Source organism: Endomicrobiales bacterium (assembly GCA_023228045.1).
Classification (GTDB): Bacteria; Elusimicrobiota; Endomicrobiia; order Endomicrobiales; family JALOBY01; genus JALOBY01.
The window spans coordinates 1-18,657 of record JALOBY010000010.1 but is presented as its reverse complement, the minus strand read 5'-3'; the positions used below and the strand labels follow the sequence as shown (position 1 = coordinate 18,657).

Sequence of the window (18,657 nt, the reverse complement as noted above, 5' to 3'; positions counted from 1 at the left end):
GATTTTTTGAACTGATAATGTTTCAAAGATGTTAAGATTATTTTTAGAAGAAACAACTTGAAAAGTTAACTGCGCACTGATTATACAAAATTTATTTTTTTTGTCAAATTAAAATAACATATTTACAAATTATTACTACTTAGCATATCTATTAAGCAAGAGCTTTGTTATATTTTTTACTTGGTTTTCTAAATAAGAAAGGCTCTCATTATTTAAAATTATAAAGTCGGCGAGTTTGCATTTTTCTTTTAAAGGCATTTGCACCCTACGAAGCTTATTGAACACACTGATGGACATTTTGTTTGACTCACAAATACGCTCAATGCGCTTAATTAACTTTGAACTAACAACAACAGTAAAATCAACCTTCTTATTAAGCCCACTCTCAAAAAGTAACGGAGCGTCAACAACTATTAGTTTTGCGCCACTTTTTATAAACTTTTTAATTATTTTTGAAATTTGAGATAGTATCAAAGGATGTGTAATATTATTTAGAGCATTAAGGTCTTTTTTATTTCTTGCCACTCTTTTCAAAAGAATTTCCCTGTTAATTGACCTATCTTTATTTAATACTTCTACCCCCAAATATTTAATGACTTTTTTGTAACCTTCCCCAGACACATCTAAAATTTCTTTTGCAATCAAATCTGCATCAATTAACTTTGCGCCATTTTTTACAAAATATTTTGCGGCAGTGCTTTTTCCACAGGCAAGACCACCGCTAAGGCCCAAAACTATATTCTTTGAAAATTGTTTTTTATTGTTGCAGTTCACCCCAGTTACCTCCTTTTTTTATCTCTACCACTACTGGCACGCAAAGTTTAACGGCATTTTCCATCTCTTGTTTAATTAATACCTCTAACTCTGCAGAATGTTTTTTTGGAACTTCAAATAGTAGGTCGTCGTGAACCTGCACAAGCATTTTTGCACCGATTCTACTTTCTTTTAGTTTTTTATAAATATTTACCATTGCTACTTTAATTATATCTGATGAAGTTCCCTGCACCGGCGTATTAATAGCAATACGCTGTGCGAACGCCCTTATCTGGCCATTTTTAGAATTGATTTCTGGAATGTAACGCTTTCTTCCAAGCAGTGTTTTTACAAAACCGTTTACCTTTGCCTGCGCGATTATTTTTTCTTGCCACAAACGCACACCTGGGTAACGGTTGAAGTACTCTTCAATAAATATTTTCGCTTGCGATGCCGGCATACCTAATTGTTTTGACAAACCAAATGGAGATATTCCATATACAACACCAAAGTTTATTGTTTTTGCCGCACTGCGTTCTTTCTGCGTTACTTCAAGTTCTGATTTATTAAAAATACGCGCGGCGGTAGCTGTATGTATATCAACACCATTTCTAAATGCCTCTAATAGCCCTTTATCTTCTGACAGATGAGCAAGAGCACGCAAATCTATTTGTGAGTAATCTGAAGATACAAAAATAAAATCATCCTCAGGTATAAATGCTTTGCGTATTTCGTTACCAAGTTTGCTACGCACCGGTATATTTTGCAAGTTTGGGTTTATGCAAGAGAGTCGCCCGGTTGCTGTACCAGTTTGTAAAAAATTTGCCCGTATGCGGCAATTGCTATCTGTGCACAAAGCACTTAATACATCCACATAAGTTGATTTTAATTTGGCTATTTCCCTGTACTCTAAAATTTTATTTGGAATTTCATGCATTGAAGCAAGTTCTAAAAGAACCTCTTCGTTGGTTTGATATGAGCCTGTTTTTGTTTTTTTTGACTGTGGTAACATTAGCTTGTCAAAGAGTATGTGCGAAACCTGTTTTGGAGAATTAAGGTTAAACTCCTCTCCTGCTAAAGCGTAAACTTCTTTTTCTATTCTGGAAATTTCGGCAGTAAAAATAACTGAAAGTTTGCTTAAGTGTTCCCTATCTACACGCAGGCCGGTTTCTTCCATTTGAGCAAGCACTTCAATTAATGGCATTTCAACATTATAAAAAAGCTTGTCTGATGTGTTTATGATTAGCTGTTGCTGCAAAATACTGTAAAGACCCACAACTGCTTTTAAATTTACACATAAATTATTTTGCGCAGATTTATTCTCTATTTCGGTTTCATTTTTTTCAAGTTTAACTTTTAAATACTGTTGAGCAATTGCATCAAGAGTATAAGTGGAATTTGATGGGTTAATACAATAAGCCCCAAGCCCTATATCAAATATATTTATTGGTATAGATAATGAATGTTCAATAAATACTTTAAAAAGTTTTTTAAGGTCATAGCCGACAAATAAAACATCACTGCTTTTCAACAATTCAGAAAACACTTCCTTAAAATCGTGGTGGCTAAATAACTCATTTGAAATATGCCAATAAGTATTTGAATCTGATAGTGCAACACCGTTAAGAATATCCAAATTTATAAAAACTGTTTTATTAGAACACATTGAGCATATACTTTCTTTAAACAGATCTAAACTTGAAATATCTTTACAATCACAAGTTAACCGAGAAAATGCCTCTTCTGGTTCTTCTTGCAAAGCTGTTATTTTATTTAATTGTGTATTATTTTTTTGCGGATATATCTCATTTAAAAATTTTGTAAATTCATATTTACGCAAAAATTCTTTTAGTACCTCTTGGTTCGGCTCACTCATTTTGCACTCACTCCAGGGCATGCAAATATCTGGAATTTCTTTTAATGTGAAAAGTTCTTTACTTAAATATGCCATATCTTTTTGCGTTGAAACTAAATCTTTTACTCTTCCTTCAAGCTCATTTACTCTTTTGAATAATTCCTCAATGGAACCAAATGTAGAAATTAGCTTAAGGGCGGTTTTTTCACCAACACCCCTTACACCAGGAATGTTATCTGAAGAATCACCCATTAATGCAAAATAATCTTTAAGCTTTTCTGGAGGCAAACCAAAGCGATCATTAACCTTTTGCGCATCGTACATTATATGTTTCATATCATCTAAAACTTTTATTTTTTCATTTACCAATTGCAGGGCATCTTTGTCACTTGTTACTATTACAACATCAACTCCTTGTTTACTGGCGCACAAAGCAAGGGTTGCTATTAAATCATCGGCCTCGTATCCTTCTTTCTCTACTACTGGAAAATTCAATGCCGCAGCAGCCTCACGCGCTATAGGCATTTGAGTTATTAGCTCAGGGTCAAGCTCTTTTCTATGGGCTTTATAAGCCGGAAATGCTGTGTGTCTAAAATTTTTGGATGGATGGTCAAAACAGATAGCCACATAATCTGGCTTTGCGTTGTGTATTGTTTTTATTAGCATACGCATAAAGCCGTAAACGGCATTTACCGCAACACCATTGCTTGTGTTTAGCGGCGGCAGAGCATGATATGCTCTATGTATGTAAGAATTGCCGTCAACTATGTAGAATTTTGGCATAAGGTTCGCTTTCAAAAGTTTTTTTATTTAGGATGGTTATTTTACGGCGAGATACTGATTTTTTATGTGCTCAACATATTCCTGTGCGCTGTGCGCGGCAATTGCACCGTCACTTGCCGCAGTAATAATCTGCCTGAGCGTTTTCTTACGAGCATCACCACAGGCAAAAATGCCATTACTTGAGGTGTTCATTGTACTATCTGAGATAATATGACCTATAGTGTCTAACTCAATTACACCTTTTAGGTATTCGGTTGCAGGCGCAAAACCAATAAATATAAAAATACCATCGGCATTAAGCACACTATTTTGGCCTGTTATTGTATTTTTTAAAACAATTCTTTCAACTTTTTCATTTCCCTCTATGCGCTCAATTATAGAGTTTACAACAAATTTAATTTTTGCATCTGCTTTTGCACGCTCTTGTAAAATAGGCATTGCCCTGAAAGTGTCACGACGGTGAACAATGGTTACAGTTTTTGCAAAACGAGTTAAAAATATGGCTTCTTGAAATGCAGAGTTCCCGCCACCAGCAACAACTATATCTTTGTCTTTAAAAAATGCACCATCGCAAGTTGCACAATAAGAAACCCCTTTACCACGAAACTCTTCTTCACCCGGAACACCCAAGCTTTTGTATTCCGCGCCTGTTGCAATTATTATGGCTATGGCGTCGTACTCTTTTTCTGTAGTTTTTACAATTTTATAAATACCGGTATCTTTTACTTTTATAAACTCTTCATAAACAATTTCTGTGCCAAACTTTCTTGCCTGTTGCTCCATTTTTTGTGCAAGCTCAAATCCACTTATTCCATCTGGCATGCTCGGATAATTTTCTATCCAATCAGTTAAAGCGGCATTACCGCCACAACCCATTTTTTCAATAAGCAATGTTTTCATACGGGCACGAGAAGCATAAATACCGGCAGTAAGACCAGCTGGACCGCCGCCAATAATTATAATATCGTAAATATTTTCAGGAAGATGTGGCGATATAGGCATATTAAAGCAAACCATCTAATATTTTTTTAAGCTCCGTCTTTGGCTTAAAACCAACAATTTTCTGCACTGGCAGGCCACCTTTAAAGAAAATTATCGTTGGGATAGATGCTATCTGATACTTTGTTGAAGTATTCATATTATTGTCGGTATTTACTTTACCAACTTTTATTTTAGAGGCATATTCATTTGCCAGCTCCTCAATTACAGGAGCAATCATTTTACAAGGTCCGCACCATGGAGCCCAAAAATCTACAAGAACCGGGATATTTGACTTTATCACTTCAGTATCAAAGTTCAAATCGGTTAATTCAATACCTGACATCGCGCCCTCCATTTAAATATTATTTTTCGGAAAGATTTTTTATTGCTCGGTAATTTTATAAAAGTTACACACCCAAGTCAATTTATTTTCAATTTTATATTTACTAAACCAAATTTCAATTATTAATCTTAAAGATTTATATAAATAAACTTTGCTTTTTAGAGAAAAATCATTTAAAATTCACGAACTTATGCATCATATAGTTGAATTTCTTACACTTTTAATAGTTAAAATCATTGAGGCAAGCGGGTATTTCGGTGTTTTTACGCTTATGACTTTTGAATCGGCTTTAATTCCAATTCCATCTGAAATTACTATGACCTTCAGCGGTTTTTTGGCATCAGAGGGCAAGATGAGCCTGTTTACTCTTTGCTTAGTTGGCGGGTTTGCAAACCTTATTGGCTCATTGCTTGCTTACTGGCTTGGCTTTTGGGGGCAAGAACACTTTGTTAGAACACTTATTAAAAAGTATGGCAAGTTTATTCTTGTAAGTGAGGATGAGTTTGACAAGTCAATGAAATGGTTTAAAAAATATGGAGAAAGTATTGCTTTTTTTTCACGACTGATGCCAATTGTAAGAACTTTTATTTCCCTTCCCTGCGGAATAGCAAAAATGAATTTGTGGAAGTTTTCATATCTTACACTTATAGGCGCTATTATCTGGTCTTTTATACTTGCCAACATTGGCTTTATACTTGGAAGCAACTGGAGCAAGCTTGAAGTTTATTACAGAAAATACGAATTGCTTATAGGAACGCTATTGATTGGTCTCGTTATTTACTTTATTTGGCATAAAATTAAAAAGATTAAAGGATGCAGGTAATTGAATTAAATAAATTAAAGAAGCATTTTCTGACAATCTGAACTAATGGCCGGCTTTCTAAATAAAACAATAAACACTACCTTTATCATACCGGCAAAAGGAACAGCAAAAAGTATTCCTAGAAAACCAAATAGTTGAGCACCTGCCATTACGGAAAATATTATTGCAACAGGGCTTAACTTAACACCCTGGCCAATAACAATTGGCTGAATAATATGATTGTCAAGATACTGAACTACAATAAACATTAAAATAACCTTTAGGACTATTGCAAAATTTTGATATTCCATAAAACCCACTACAACCGCGGGTATTGTGCCAGCAACCGGGCCCAAATATGGAATCACATTAAATATTCCGGCAACAGATCCAATTAACAAAGCGTAGTTTATACCCAAAAGTAATAAACCAATTGTAGATAAAATTCCAACAAATAGCACCTCAATTAATTGACCTCTTATATACCTGCCGAGCATCTCATCTATCTCATAAAGCAGGCCTAACCCGCGCTCGGCATATTTAGTTGGTAAATACCTAAGCATACTATCAAATAGTCCGCCAGAAACTAAAAGCATAAAAAAAGTAAGCATTGGTATTAACACAAAAAGTGAAAAAATAGAAAAAAACCGGAGCAGGTAACTTGGCAAATGACTCTTTTGTTCATAAATAAATGTATTTATTCTTTGTTCAACATCATCAACAAACTTTGCTTTTTGAGCAAATGGCAATTTGTTTTCCACTTCTCGTTCAAGGTTATAAAATGAGTTTTTAATTTTTTGTGAGTACTCTGGCATTTTGTTTTTAAGCGATGTTCCTTGTCTAACAACAGCTGGAAAAATAAAATATACAGTTGCACTAAAAACAACAAGGAATACACTAAACAATATTAAAACAGCCACTTGTCTTTTAAATCCCAGTGCTTGTAACTTTGATATTATTGGCGAGAGGAAATATGCAAGTAAACCAGCTAACAAAAATGGTAATAAAATACCTTTTAGTAAAAATATAACGACACCTACTGCTGTCATCAAGAAACCAACAATGAAAAGTGATCTCAAGGAAATATTTTGCACTTATTAATCCTTTTTAAAACTTTTGTCTAATTTGTCTAAGCAGTTTCTTAACTTTGCGGATATGGACAATGCCAGATTTTTAAAAAGTGTTAAACCTGCTTTTGGATACTGCTCAATAAATGAGTCATATTTAACTTTATAAATTAAATAAAGTTCTGTATCGGTATCGCAAACTATAGTTGCGGTTCTTGGTAGTTCTTCAAGCATAGCAACCTCGCCAAAAGATTCCCCAACACTATAAGATGAAATTTTTTGAGCGTTTTTAGTTACAGATACTCCGCCAGATTTTACAATGTAAAGAACACGCCCCACTTGCCCCTGTTCAAAAACTGTTTCTCCTGAAAAATAGGTTTTTTTATGCGCGACACTAACAAGTTTACCAAGGCTCTTTATAGAAAGCCCCTTAAACAAAGCTATTGTGCTAAAAAAGTTTACATTTTCCTTAAACTCTTTATCCATAAAAACTTTTGAAAAAATATCTAATAGGTTCATAATCTCTCCGCTATTTTGTGCCTTACAAAGTTTGACTGCTTTGCTTATTATAACATAATTGAGGTTAAACTTCTATATTACTGTTTATTTTATTAATTTCTCTTAACGCTGGTCTGTGAAATAATTTTCTTGTCCACAACCTAAAACCATCAATATAATCGAACACTGCAGGAACAACAACTAGCGACAAAAATGTTGAGCCTATCAAACCGCCGATTATAGCTATACCCATACCACGGCGGAATTTACCAACTTCAGATAAACCAAGAGCAATTGGCGCGCTTATAAAATAAATAAGATTCATTCCAACAATATTTATCATAAGATGTTCAGGGTTAACATCCCTAATTTCTTTTTTAACAATACAGTGCCTGATATAGCTTAACATTGCCTTGCTCATTCCTTCGTTTTCTCCAATGGATTTTACTAATATCTCCCTTAAAATAAGTGGGCCATTAACAAGAGCCTCTAATAGTATTTTTGTAAAATTTTGATTTTTTGCAAAAGCCATCATATGATTTGTTGCAAAACCTTTTATAACATCAACGCAGTTAGCTGAATTTTTAAAGTTAATTCCATGGCAAATAAATGACTTCATTTTGCAAACAATAGCCCTTAAAACCTCTGCCTTCAAATTTGATTTTTACTCGTATTTATGCTAAATTTTCAATGTAAATTTACTATTGGAGCAAACACTTGAAAGTTACTACGCAAGCAAAAATTACAGGAATTTTTGGATACCCAATTGGTCATACACTCTCGCCTTATATGCACAATGCGGCATATAAGGCACTTGGGCTAAATTATGCTTACTACCCGTTTGAAGTTGCTCCTAGTGCACTTAAAGATGCAATTAAATCAATTAAAGAACTTAATATATGTGCGATAAACATAACCGTACCTCACAAAGAAATGGCAATGAAGTTTGTAGATAAGATTGACAAAACAGCAAAAAAAATCGGCAGCATAAATACGATAATTAACAAAAATGGAATTCTTTGCGGCTACAATACCGACGCTCCAGGTTTTATAGAAGACCTTAAAGTTAATGGTTTTATACCAAAAGGTAAAACAGCTTTGCTTTTAGGCGCAGGTGGCGTTGGCAAGGCAATTGCTGCCGCATTAGAGTTAAACGGAATAAAAAGAATTTATCTTTTAGAAATAGATACCAATAAGGCCTCATCTTTGGTAAAAAAGGTAAAGAACTGTAAAATAATTACACAAAATGATTTTAAAAAAATAAAAGAAGAGCTTAACCTATGCGTAAATGCAACACCTATTGGTATGCATAAAGGTGACCCATCTGTTTTGCCAAAAGATATGTTTACAAAAAAATGTTTTTATTACGATGTAATATATAATAGAGAAACCGAGTTTATTAAGCTTGCAAAAGCGGCAAAAGCGATCTCAAGCGGCGGGCTTGGAATGCTTTTAATGCAGGGTGTAAAGGGCTTTGAACTTTGGACCGGTAAAAAAGCCCCTGTTGAAGTTATGAGAAAAGCACTCATTGAGGCAATGAAGAAATGAACTTTATAGTAAAAGTTATTATAATTATTGCCGTTGGTGCAATTTACTACGCACTTTCAAACAATATCCCTAACTCACTTGTATCTTCACTAATAGTTGCACTTATATTTATTGCAAAAGTTTCAACAAAAGCAAAAAAGAAATCGCTATATTTATTAGACCTAAACGCTATTTTAGATGGCAGAGTGCTTGAGCTTGCATCTTATAAATTTATTGACGGTAAAATTTTAATTTCAAAACAATTTGTTGATGACTTAAAAAGTAAACTCACATCAACGAACCAAACCGAGAAAAATACTGCAAAAAGAGGAATACGTGTAATTGATGAGCTTAAGAAAAACAAAAACCTTCAAATTGAAATAAAATCATTTCCCCTTTCAAATTTAAAAACTATTGAAGGACTTGTACACAGTGCACAAATTAACCACTGCACACTAATTACTACTGACTTTCAAACACAAAAACTTGCTATAACAAAAAGCGTAGAAGTTTTAAACCTAACAGACCTTTCAAAAGCACTCAGACCAATTTACCTGCCTGGAGAAGAAATAAAAATTTTTATTGCAAAAGAAGGTCGTGAAAGAAACCAAGGGCTTGGCTACTTTGACGATGGCACGGTTGTTGTGGTTGAAGAAGCAAAAAAACTTGTTGGAAAACGGATTGATGCGACTGTTAGCTCTATATACCAAACCCAAAGCGGAAAAATGATTTTTGCAAAATCAAATGAGTAAAACTAACAAAAATTTTAATATCGCAATAATTGTCGCAGGTGGCAAAGGCCTGCGTCTTGGAGGCAAAACTCCAAAACAATTCCTATCTCTTGGTAATAAAGCTGTTTTTTTATGGAGTGTAATTGCATTTAATAAAACCAATTTGTTTGGGCAGTTAATTGTTGTTGCGCCAACAAGCTACCATAAAAAATACTCCAAACTTTCAAAAAAATACAATTTCACATTTGCTCTATCAGGTGATGAACGCATAAATTCAGTAATGTCTGGATTGCAAAAGCTTAAGTCCAGTGTAAAATTTGTAACAATCCACGACGCCGCAAGGCCTTTTGTTAGCACAAAACTTATTTGTGCCATACAAATTGCAGCACAAAAAAATGGTGCGGCAATTGCCGCAATACCCGCGCAAGACACAGTTAAATACTCAAAAGACGGTTTTAGGGTAAGTAAAACCTTATCTCGCGCAAACATCTGGCTTGCCCAAACACCTCAGACATTTAAACGCGAACTAATTGAAAACGCATATAAGAAAAACAAAAACTTTGAAATAACCGACGACGCAAGCGCGGTTGAATCTATTGGTATTAAACCGGTTCTAATCCTCGGAGAAAAAAACAACTTTAAAATTACAACAAAAGAAGATATGCTACTTGCAAAAATAATTGCGGCAAAAAGGATTATTTAATGTTCGCAGGAATTGGCTACGACGCGCACAGGTTCAAAAAAAATAGAAAGCTTATTTTAGGCGGGCATTTAATAAGCAAAACTAATGGCTTAGATGGGCATAGCGATGCCGATGTGCTTGTGCACGCTATTATGGATGCCATATTAGGTGCTGCCGGACTAAGCGATATAGGCCATTACTTTCCAAACACAAACAAAAAGTACAAAGGAGCTTCCAGCATTGAACTGCTATTGGAAGTAAACAAAATTCTTAAAAAAGAAAAATTTACTGTAAATAATGTTGACTCCACCCTTATTTGTGAAGCGCCAAAAATATCCCCATATATTAAAAAAATGAAAGAAAATATTGCAAAAGCCCTTAATTTAAAAGTAAATAAGGTTGGGCTTAAAGCAACAACAAATGAAAAAATGGGCTTTGTAGGTCGTAAAGAAGGCATTGCGGCAATTGCAATTGCAACAATAATAGCTGTGAACTCAAAAAAATAATATGACCATAACCATCCACAATACTTTATCTGGCAAAAAAGAAGAGTTTGTCCCTATTAAAAAAGGCCATATAAGCATTTATGTTTGCGGCGTTACACCATATGATAAATGCCACCTTGGGCACGCACGCGCCTATGTGGTTTTTGACACAATTCGCAGGCACCTAATGCAAAGCGGATACACATTAAAGTATGTGCAAAACTTTACCGATATTGACGATAAAATAATTAAGCGCGCTATTGATACAAAACTAAGCGCGATAGAAGTTGCAAACGCAAACATTGTGGATTATTTTAAACAAATGGATAAACTAAACATTTTAAGGGCTGATGAGTATCCTCGTGTTTCCGAGAAAATACCTCAAATAATTGAGTTTGTTTCAAAGCTAATTGAAAAGGGCTATGCCTACGAAAAAAACGGCGATGTTTACTTTTCAGTGCGCAAGTTTGACGGTTATGGAAAGCTTTCTAAAAGATCTCTTGATGATATTAAGTCAGGCGCAAGAGTAAGCATTGATGAAGAAAAAAATGACCCGCTTGATTTTGCGCTATGGAAAAGAAAAAAAGAAAATGAACCAGCTGACTGCTCATGGCAAAGCCCGTGGGGCAAAGGCAGACCGGGCTGGCATATTGAGTGTTCAGTAATGTCGGCTCAATCGCTTGGTGACCAAATTGACATTCACGGCGGCGGACAAGATTTAATTTTCCCGCACCACGAAAATGAAATTGCCCAAAGCGAAGCCGCAACAGGAAAGCAGTTTGTAAAATACTGGATGCATAATGGTTTTGTTACGATTAACAAAGAAAAAATGTCAAAATCGCTTGGCAATTTTTTTACACTGGAAGACATTTTTGCAAAGTTTGAGCCTCGCGCGGTGCGCTATTTTCTATTAAGCCAACACTACCGCTCTCCTATAGATTTTTCAGATGATAAAATTACACAGGCACAAACTGCCCTCAAAGGAATAGACGAGCTATGCGAAAAAATAATGCAAACTACAACTTTGGCACAAGCTACCCCGATTAAAGAATATGTTGATGATTTTAACAATGCAATGAACGATGACTTTAGCACCGAAAAGGCAATTGCGGTAATTCATAAACTTAAAAACGAAGCACTTTTACCAAGCATGCAAAGCAATAAGAAATGGCTTTCTAATGCTTACGCAACATTAAAGCTTCTATTACAAGATCGCCTTGGAATAAACTTAAATTCAAACTCTTCTATCCCACAAGAAGTGTTAAAATTATCCGAAGCAAGGCAGGAAGCGCGCAACCAAAAACGCTGGGCTGACTCCGATAACTTAAGAAAACAAATAGAAGACCTTGGTTATAAAGTTGAAGATAAATCGGGCGGCACAGTTGTGCTGTATAAAAAAACTAATGGATAAAATATTTGGCAGAAACCCAGTTAAAGAAGCTCTTGCGTCGGACTCTGTTGTTGTAAACAAAGTTATTATTTCTAAAACAGCACATGGCAGTATAATTGAAGAAATAATCAAACTTGCTAAAAACAAAAAAGTCCCATTGCACTTTGTCGTATCCGAAGCGGCCGATGTAGATGGTGTTGAAAACTCACAAGGGGTTTTGGCAGAAATTGCGCCATTGCAATATATTGAACTTGAAGAAGCGGCGCAAAAAGCAATGGAAGCAAAAAATGGCATTCTTGTGGTTTTAGACGAAATTGAAGACCCGCACAACCTTGGGGCAATAATACGCAATGCCGCCGCGTTTGAAGCAAGCGCTGTAATAATACCTAAGTGGCGTGGTGCCGGCATAACTGATGTTGTTGTAAAGGCATCGGCAGGCACAACTGCGCTAATACCTGTAGCAAGGGTTTCAAACAGTGCAGAGGCACTAAGAAAATTAAAAGATTTGGGTTTTTATATAATTGGGGCAGAAGCAGGTGAACAAGCACTTGAGAAAACATTTTTATCTTTCCCGCTTGTGCTTGTAATTGGAAGCGAGGGTTATGGCGTTAGAAAAATTATGAAAGATAACTGCGATGCACTTGTATCTATAACACATTCGCCAAAAGTTTCATCGCTTAATGCTTCTTGTGCCGCGGCAGTTTTACTACACTCTATAAGAACAAAAACGGCATAAATTGATTTAATTGGCTTGTTTGTGGTAAAATATTTCACAAGGTAATTGTGCCGATGTAGCTCAGCTGGTAGAGCAATGGTTTTGTAAACCATAGGTCGGAGGTTCAAGTCCTCTCGTCGGCTTATAACAAAAACTAAACCACTTACACTTTAATTAGCGTAAGTGGTTTTTCTTTATAATTGAAATAAGGCTTGTATAAATGGTGTCATACCGAATCCCGACGATGGCTGGATGAGGTATCTTGTTTTTAATTTGCACTTTTAAGAAAGATCTCTCGTCGCTTCGCTCCTCGAGATGACAAAAAATCTATTTTTCAATATATTGCAACATTTTATCTAACGACTTTTTTGCCGCACTGCTCACTTCGGGGTCTACACTAACGATTGTTTTCATTTCTTCTAAAGCAAAAAGAACTTTCTCAAGCGAGTTTTTACGCATATTAGGGCATATTGCGCCATCATAAAGCGGATAAAACTTTTTATTCGGATTTTCTTTACTTAAACGGTGTAGAATATTTGTTTCTGTTCCAATAATAAATTCTATATCAGCACTGGAATTTACAAACTCACAAATTCCAGTTGTAGAAAGCACTTGGTCTGCAAGTTCAACAACAGACGGCAAACACTCTGGGTGCACAAGCACTTTCGCATTCGGGTAAGCTTTCTTTTGCGCTAAAATATGCTCTGGTTGAAACTTCACATGTGTTGGGCAATAACCATTCCAAAGAAGCATTTTTTTACCGGTTATTTTCTGAGTATAATGTCCAAGATTTTTATCTGGAACAAAAATTATTTCATCTGACAACATTGAGTTAACAATTGTTTTAGCGTTTGATGATGTACAGCAAACATCGCTTAACGCTTTAATTTCGGCACTTGTGTTTACATAACAGACAACTTTAGCCCCTGGGTGCTGCGCTTTAACTTCTATCAGCTCTTTTGGGCTAATCATATTTGCCATTGGGCAACCGGCAGTTCCATCGGGTATTAACACTGTTTTATTTGGTGCAAGTATCGCGGCGGTTTCTGCCATAAAATGTACGCCGCAAAATACAATAACATCGGCACTTGTTTGTGCCGCTTTGCGGCTTAAATCTAACGAATCACCAAGGAAATCTGCAATTTCTTGCACATCTATTGGCTGGTAATTATGAGCGATAATTACAGCGTTGCGTTCTTTTTTTAGTTTTAGAATTTTCTCTTTTATTGTTTGCATATAAAATCTAGGGTTGGTTTAATAATTCATAAGGTACTAATCTTTCAGATTACAAGGACATCCAGTTCCAAACATGGCTTTCATCTTCCTGCAACCAATCAGATGGTTTTGTAAGGTAGCGGTAAACATTGGTTATTGCTTCAAGGTGAGATGCCTCTTCACTTCTTAACGCATCAAAAAACTGCCTTTGGGCACTATTGGTAGAATTTTCAAAAAGATTAACATAGATATTATACCCAATTTTCTCCATTTCCATTGCTTTTTGATAACCCACGAGATTTGGGACATCTTTTTTAAAATCTATTTTTTTATTTTGTTTAAAAAAAACTTTCAATTCATTTTCAAACTTATCATTCATATTAAATTTAACCTCGGCAATTTCGCCGCCGCCCTTAATTGTTTCATAAATAGTGTCTATCATTCTTGCATGCTCAATTTCTTTTTGGGCGAGCGAATAAAATAGTTCTTTTGCCAATTTGTTTTTTGTTTTACCGGCAAGTTCAAGGTAAAGTTTTGCACCTTTTGCCTCAAAATTTAGAGCAAACTTTAATGCCTTTTTCATAACATATCCTCTTTTTATAATTCAAAACATAACAACTATTATTTGTCACTACTACTTTTAAATGCCGTGTATTTTTGCGGGTCTGGCTCTAAAACAAATATCGCGTCTATAGCAAATAAATTTGGCAGAAAAAACACCTGTTTGTTATCTGTAATAAAACTCTCTTTTAGCACGCATATACCCTTTTCTTTACAAAAATCCTTAAAATCCGCAATGCTTAAAAAGCGTAAGTTGGGCGTATCGTGCCAACGGTATGGCAGCGCTTTTGTTACAGGGGTTTTGCCACGGAAAAACAGCATAGTTCTTGCCCTTATGCTGGCAAAATTCGGAAAACCAATTATAACTTTTTTGCCAACCCTAAAGGCCTCATCTAAAACAAACTGCACCCTTTTTACCTGTTGCAAACTTTGGTTGAAGACAACATAGTCCATAGATTTATCCGGATAACCTTTTAACCCCTCATCTATGTCACCATGAAAAACGCTTAAACCTTTTTCAACGCATTTATAAATTGCTTCTTCACTTAGCTCAATACCCTGCACTTTAGTAGCCTTATTTTGGACAAGATAATGCATCAAATCGCCCTCACCGCAACCAAGGTCTAAAACGCTTGAGTTTGGCTCTATAAAGCCAGCTATTATTTTATAGTCTAATCTGAGTTCTTTTGTTTTCATAAATATTGGGATTATCGGCTCCAGTGGGGTTTTAGTGTATTTGATAATGCAACAAAACTTAGAAAATCGCGTATCAATTTGCTCTGGTCATCAATTTCAACCAAAAAAGAGTCATGCCCATATGAAGAATCTATTTCACAATAGGTTACATTTGCCTGTCGTGCGCTTAAATACTGCACAATTTCTTTTGACTGGTATGGCGGATAAAGCCAATCTGATGTAAATGATATCACTAAAAAACGCGTATCTATTTTTTTACCTAAGGGTAAAAGTTTATTGCCGGAAACATCAAAATAATCCATTGCCTTTGTTATGTAAAGGTATGAGTTTGCGTCAAACCTTTTAACAAATGTATCACCGCGATAACGCAAATACCCCTCAATCTCAAAGTCGTTCTTAAAACTAAAACTATAATTTTCATCTTTTAGTTTTCGCGAAAATTTTTCCTGCATTGATTTATCGCTCATATAGGTAATATGGCCTATCATTCTTGCTACGGCAAGGCCCCGTTCCGGAGGAGTCCCTTCATAATAATAGCCGTTGTTCCAAGCAACATCACCCATTACCGACTGACGGCCAACCTCATTAAATGCTATTTGCTGCGGCGAGTGCTTCATTGTAGTTGCAATTGGTATTGAAGACGCTACAAATTCCGGGTACAATGCCACCCACTGCAATGCCTGCATACCGCCCATAGAGCCACCTGCGACACTCAAAAGTTTTTTTATACCAAATGAATCTATTACTTTCTTTTGCGCGTTTACCATATCTGCTATGGTTATTATCGGAAAAGTAAGGCCGAATGGCTTATTTGTAGCAGGGTCAATAGATGATGGCCCGCTACTGCCCATACAACCGCCAATAATATTTGTACAAATTACAAAGTATTTATTTGTGTCAAATGCCTTTTGTGGACCTATCATTGCATCCCACCAACCTGGCTTTTCATCGCCTTTGTGAAAACCAGCGGCGTGAGCATCTCCTGAAAAAGCATGCAAAATAAGTATGGCATTATCTTTTTTTTGCGACAGAGTCCCGTAAGTTTCATAGGCAATGGTTATTTGGCCAAGTTTCTGCCCGGACTCTAAAAGCAGTTCGTTTGGCGGCTTTGCAAATTGGAAATATTTTGTTTCTACAAATCCTACGGAGTTTGTCATCTTTTCTCTCTTTTATATCTATTTTGTAGTAGAATTATACCATATTTTACCACTATGCCATTAAATAGAGTAATCATCCTGCACTCCAGGGCTTATTTCTCTTGCTTTCTTAACCATATCGGCAAATGTAGTATTATCTACAACTTCATTTATTCTGTTTTTCACCTCAAGCCAAACATCTCTGAAAACACAAACTTTTTCAAAAGTGCACTTTGTGCCTGCCGTTGTGCTTACACAACTTATCGGCGATGTCGGGCCTTCCATAAGCCGCACAATCTCTCCCAAAGTTATTTTTTTGGGTGCTTTTGCAAGGCCTATGCCGCCTTTTGAACCTCGCTGTGTTATTAAATAACCCGCGCTGCGCAACTGGCTTACAATTTGCTCTAAATATTTAAGAGGAATATCTTGGCGTTTTGCAATATCTTTAATTTGACTTAGGCCTTTGTTGTATGAAACAGAAAGGTCAAGTATTGTTTTTAAAGCGTAATCACCCTTAAATGATATTTTCATTTTTCCCCTAAAATTTTGTTGCAGTTTATAAATAATTTATTGAAAAAGCCATGTTGAAAGATACCGTTCACCGGTGTCTGGTAAAAGCACCACTATGTTTTTACCTTTGTTTTCTTCCCTTTTTGCAATTTCAAGTGCCGCCCACAATGCCGCGCCAGAGGAAATACCGCTCAAAATGCCTTCTTCTTTTGCTAAACGCTTGGCAATTATCCCTGCATCTTCATGCGATACCTGAATTATTTCATCAAATATTTTTGTATTAAGCACCCCTGGTACAAAACCAGCACCAATTCCCTGTATTTTGTGCGGGCCTGCTTTGCCGCCTGAAAGTACTGGCGAATCTTTTGGCTCAACAGCAATTATTTTAACGCTTGGTTTTTTTGCCTTTAAAACTTCACCAACTCCCGTTATTGTACCGCCGGTACCAATACCTGAAACAAAAATATCCACATTACCATCTGTATCATTCCAAATTTCCTGAGCAGTGGTTTTGCGGTGAATTTCTGGGTTTGCCGGGTTATTAAATTGCTGTGGTAAAAAACTATTTGGTGTGTTTTTAGCAATTTCTTCGGCCTTTTCTATCGCGCCACGCATACCTTTTGCGCCTTCTGTTAAAACAAGCTCTGCGCCAAAAATACTTAGAAGCTGGCGACGCTCTATGCTCATTGTTTCTGGCATTGTTAAAATTAATTTGTAACCTTTTGCAGCACTGACAAACGCAAGAGAAATACCAGTGTTGCCACTTGTCGGCTCTACAATTACTGATCCCTTTTTAAGCAGACCTTTTTTTTCGGCATATTCAATCATAGCAACACCAATGCGGTCTTTTACACTTGAAAGTGGGTTAAACGATTCAAGTTTTGCAAGCACCGTGGCACTTGTGCCCTGACTCATTCGGTTAATGCGTACAAGCGGTGTATTGCCTATAGTTTTTGTTATATCGTTATAAATTTTTGACATTTTATTGCTCCTTATTTCGCGTTCCACCTAGGCGGAACTTAGTATTTGCTTCGTTTCATACTTGGTTTGGCTAATATGATTTCGCCAAACCGCTAACAATGTAAAACCTTAGGTTTTCCCGTTTCGTCGGGAGTTTACCCTGAACTTGCCGAAGGGCTCAAGTACCCTAACTCTCGCTGAACCCTTTCCTAAGTTGTAAAAGAACATTTTTATGCTTTGGCCAATGCCTGTTCAATATCGGCGATAATATCACTAATATGTTCTATTCCTATTGATAAGCGAATAAAATCCTGTGTTACACCTGTTGAAACCTGCTCCTCTGGTGAAAGCTGAGAGTGGGTTGTTGATGCAGGATGTATAGCCAATGATTTCGCGTCACCAATATTAGCAAGATGTGAAAACAGCTCCAAAGATTCAATAAACTTCTTTCCTGAAGTGATTCCTCCTTTTATTCCAAAACCAACTATAGCTCCAGCTCCGTGTTTTAAGTATTTATCTGCATTTTTTTTCTCAGGGCTGGAACTCAAACCAGGGTAATTTACCCAGCTTACTTTTGGATGTTTCTCAAGATACTGAGCAACTGCCAACGCGTTTTCACAATGCCTCGGATACCTTAAATGTAGTGTTTCTACACCCTGAAGCAGAAGGAACGCATTGAACGGAGATATTGCAGGCCCCAAATCCCTTAGAAGATTTACTCTTGCTTTAACTATGTAGGCAATATTGCCAATTGGTTTAAGCGCTTCAACGAACTTTAAACCATGATAGCTTTGGTCCGGGTCTGTTATAAGAGGAAATTTTCCATTAGTCCAATCAAACTTTCCGGAATCAACTATAACACCGCCTAAAGATGTACCATGCCCTCCCAAAAACTTCGTGGCAGAGTAAACAACAATATCTACACCATGCTCTATTGGTCGCAGCGTGTATGGAGATGATGTGTTAT

21 protein-coding genes and 1 tRNA gene are annotated in these 18,657 nt (G+C 36.1%); 8 read left to right on the top strand and 14 right to left on the bottom strand.

Annotated elements, in window-relative coordinates; translation table 11 throughout:
- Positions 1 to 135: 135 nt before the first annotated feature.
- Genes coaE through trxA form a run of 4 tightly spaced genes read right to left on the bottom strand, consistent with a single transcriptional unit; the run spans position 136 to position 4,715 of the window.
- Positions 136 to 774 (bottom strand): dephospho-CoA kinase, encoded by a 639-nt coding sequence (coaE, locus tag M0Q46_03390; protein ID MCK9582653.1) that lies wholly within the window; start codon positions 772 to 774, stop codon positions 136 to 138.
- Positions 758 to 3,391 carry a DNA polymerase I gene (polA, locus tag M0Q46_03385; GenBank protein MCK9582652.1) on the bottom strand — a complete coding sequence of 878 codons (2,634 nt, stop codon included), beginning with the start codon at positions 3,389 to 3,391 and terminating at the stop codon, positions 758 to 760. The genes coaE and polA overlap by 17 nt, the downstream gene beginning before the upstream one ends.
- A 36-nt stretch (positions 3,392 to 3,427) precedes the next feature.
- Positions 3,428 to 4,408: a thioredoxin-disulfide reductase gene (trxB, locus tag M0Q46_03380; protein MCK9582651.1), complete on the bottom strand. Its 981-nt coding sequence runs from the start codon at positions 4,406 to 4,408 to the stop codon at positions 3,428 to 3,430.
- Positions 4,395 to 4,715, bottom strand: coding sequence for a thioredoxin (trxA, locus tag M0Q46_03375; GenBank protein MCK9582650.1), 321 nt, complete (start codon positions 4,713 to 4,715; stop codon positions 4,395 to 4,397). Before trxA ends, trxB begins: the two co-directional genes overlap by 14 nt.
- A gap of 190 nt (positions 4,716 to 4,905) precedes the next feature.
- On the opposite strand from trxA, the gene M0Q46_03370 reads away from it, so the two are divergent.
- Positions 4,906 to 5,538 carry a DedA family protein gene (locus tag M0Q46_03370; protein MCK9582649.1) on the top strand — a complete coding sequence of 211 codons (633 nt, stop codon included), beginning with the start codon at positions 4,906 to 4,908 and terminating at the stop codon, positions 5,536 to 5,538.
- 14 nt (positions 5,539 to 5,552) lie between these two features.
- Here M0Q46_03370 and M0Q46_03365 read toward each other — a convergent pair whose 3' ends face one another.
- From M0Q46_03365 to M0Q46_03355, 3 genes are all read right to left on the bottom strand, one after another.
- Positions 5,553 to 6,566, bottom strand: coding sequence for an AI-2E family transporter (locus M0Q46_03365; protein MCK9582648.1), 1,014 nt, complete (start codon positions 6,564 to 6,566; stop codon positions 5,553 to 5,555).
- Between the two features lie 48 nt (positions 6,567 to 6,614).
- Positions 6,615 to 7,103: a cyclic nucleotide-binding domain-containing protein gene (locus M0Q46_03360; protein ID MCK9582647.1), complete on the bottom strand. Its 489-nt coding sequence runs from the start codon at positions 7,101 to 7,103 to the stop codon at positions 6,615 to 6,617.
- A 64-nt stretch (positions 7,104 to 7,167) separates the two neighbouring features.
- A complete protein-coding gene (locus tag M0Q46_03355) occupies positions 7,168 to 7,701 on the bottom strand; it encodes a hypothetical protein (GenBank protein ID MCK9582646.1) in 534 nt (177 codons plus the stop codon).
- Positions 7,702 to 7,799: 98 nt separating this feature from the next.
- Between M0Q46_03355 and aroE the strand changes: the two genes are divergently transcribed.
- From aroE to M0Q46_03320, 7 genes are all read left to right on the top strand, one after another.
- A complete protein-coding gene (gene aroE, locus M0Q46_03350; GenBank protein MCK9582645.1) occupies positions 7,800 to 8,630 on the top strand; it encodes a shikimate dehydrogenase in 831 nt (276 codons plus the stop codon).
- Positions 8,627 to 9,361, top strand: a complete 735-nt coding sequence (locus tag M0Q46_03345; GenBank protein MCK9582644.1) for a hypothetical protein — start codon at positions 8,627 to 8,629, stop codon at positions 9,359 to 9,361. The genes aroE and M0Q46_03345 overlap by 4 nt, the downstream gene beginning before the upstream one ends.
- Positions 9,354 to 10,043 carry a 2-C-methyl-D-erythritol 4-phosphate cytidylyltransferase gene (gene ispD / locus M0Q46_03340; GenBank protein ID MCK9582643.1) on the top strand — a complete coding sequence of 230 codons (690 nt, stop codon included), beginning with the start codon at positions 9,354 to 9,356 and terminating at the stop codon, positions 10,041 to 10,043. Before M0Q46_03345 ends, ispD begins: the two co-directional genes overlap by 8 nt.
- Entirely contained in the window at positions 10,043 to 10,528 is a 486-nt protein-coding gene (gene ispF, locus M0Q46_03335) for a 2-C-methyl-D-erythritol 2,4-cyclodiphosphate synthase (GenBank protein ID MCK9582642.1), read from the top strand. The genes ispD and ispF overlap by 1 nt, the downstream gene beginning before the upstream one ends.
- 1 nt (position 10,529) lies before the next feature.
- Positions 10,530 to 11,918, top strand: coding sequence for a cysteine--tRNA ligase (gene cysS, locus M0Q46_03330; protein MCK9582641.1), 1,389 nt, complete (start codon positions 10,530 to 10,532; stop codon positions 11,916 to 11,918).
- Positions 11,911 to 12,633, top strand: coding sequence for a 23S rRNA (guanosine(2251)-2'-O)-methyltransferase RlmB (rlmB, locus tag M0Q46_03325; protein ID MCK9582640.1), 723 nt, complete (start codon positions 11,911 to 11,913; stop codon positions 12,631 to 12,633). The genes cysS and rlmB overlap by 8 nt, the downstream gene beginning before the upstream one ends.
- Positions 12,634 to 12,682: 49 nt before the next feature.
- Positions 12,683 to 12,755, top strand: a tRNA-Thr gene (locus M0Q46_03320).
- A 184-nt stretch (positions 12,756 to 12,939) separates the two neighbouring features.
- Here the strand turns inward: M0Q46_03320 and nadA are convergent.
- The 7 genes from nadA to M0Q46_03285 form a co-directional block, all read right to left on the bottom strand.
- Positions 12,940 to 13,848: a quinolinate synthase NadA gene (gene nadA / locus M0Q46_03315; GenBank protein MCK9582639.1), complete on the bottom strand. Its 909-nt coding sequence runs from the start codon at positions 13,846 to 13,848 to the stop codon at positions 12,940 to 12,942.
- 49 nt (positions 13,849 to 13,897) lie between these two features.
- Entirely contained in the window at positions 13,898 to 14,410 is a 513-nt protein-coding gene (locus tag M0Q46_03310) for a ferritin family protein (protein ID MCK9582638.1), read from the bottom strand.
- Positions 14,411 to 14,448: 38 nt separating this feature from the next.
- The gene (gene metW / locus M0Q46_03305) at positions 14,449 to 15,084 is read right to left on the bottom strand and encodes a methionine biosynthesis protein MetW (protein ID MCK9582637.1); all 636 of its coding nucleotides are present in this window, start codon (positions 15,082 to 15,084) and stop codon (positions 14,449 to 14,451) included.
- A gap of 11 nt (positions 15,085 to 15,095) precedes the next feature.
- Positions 15,096 to 16,241, bottom strand: a complete 1,146-nt coding sequence (locus tag M0Q46_03300; GenBank protein MCK9582636.1) for a homoserine O-acetyltransferase — start codon at positions 16,239 to 16,241, stop codon at positions 15,096 to 15,098.
- Positions 16,242 to 16,301: 60 nt separating this feature from the next.
- Complete coding sequence (locus tag M0Q46_03295) at positions 16,302 to 16,751, bottom strand: Rrf2 family transcriptional regulator (GenBank protein ID MCK9582635.1); 450 nt, start codon at positions 16,749 to 16,751, stop codon at positions 16,302 to 16,304.
- A 36-nt stretch (positions 16,752 to 16,787) separates the two neighbouring features.
- A complete protein-coding gene (cysK, locus tag M0Q46_03290) occupies positions 16,788 to 17,711 on the bottom strand; it encodes a cysteine synthase A (GenBank protein MCK9582634.1) in 924 nt (307 codons plus the stop codon).
- Positions 17,712 to 17,920: 209 nt separating this feature from the next.
- Positions 17,921 to 18,657, bottom strand: a 737-nt coding sequence (locus tag M0Q46_03285; protein MCK9582633.1) for a PLP-dependent transferase, incomplete at its 5' end; no start/stop codon positions are given.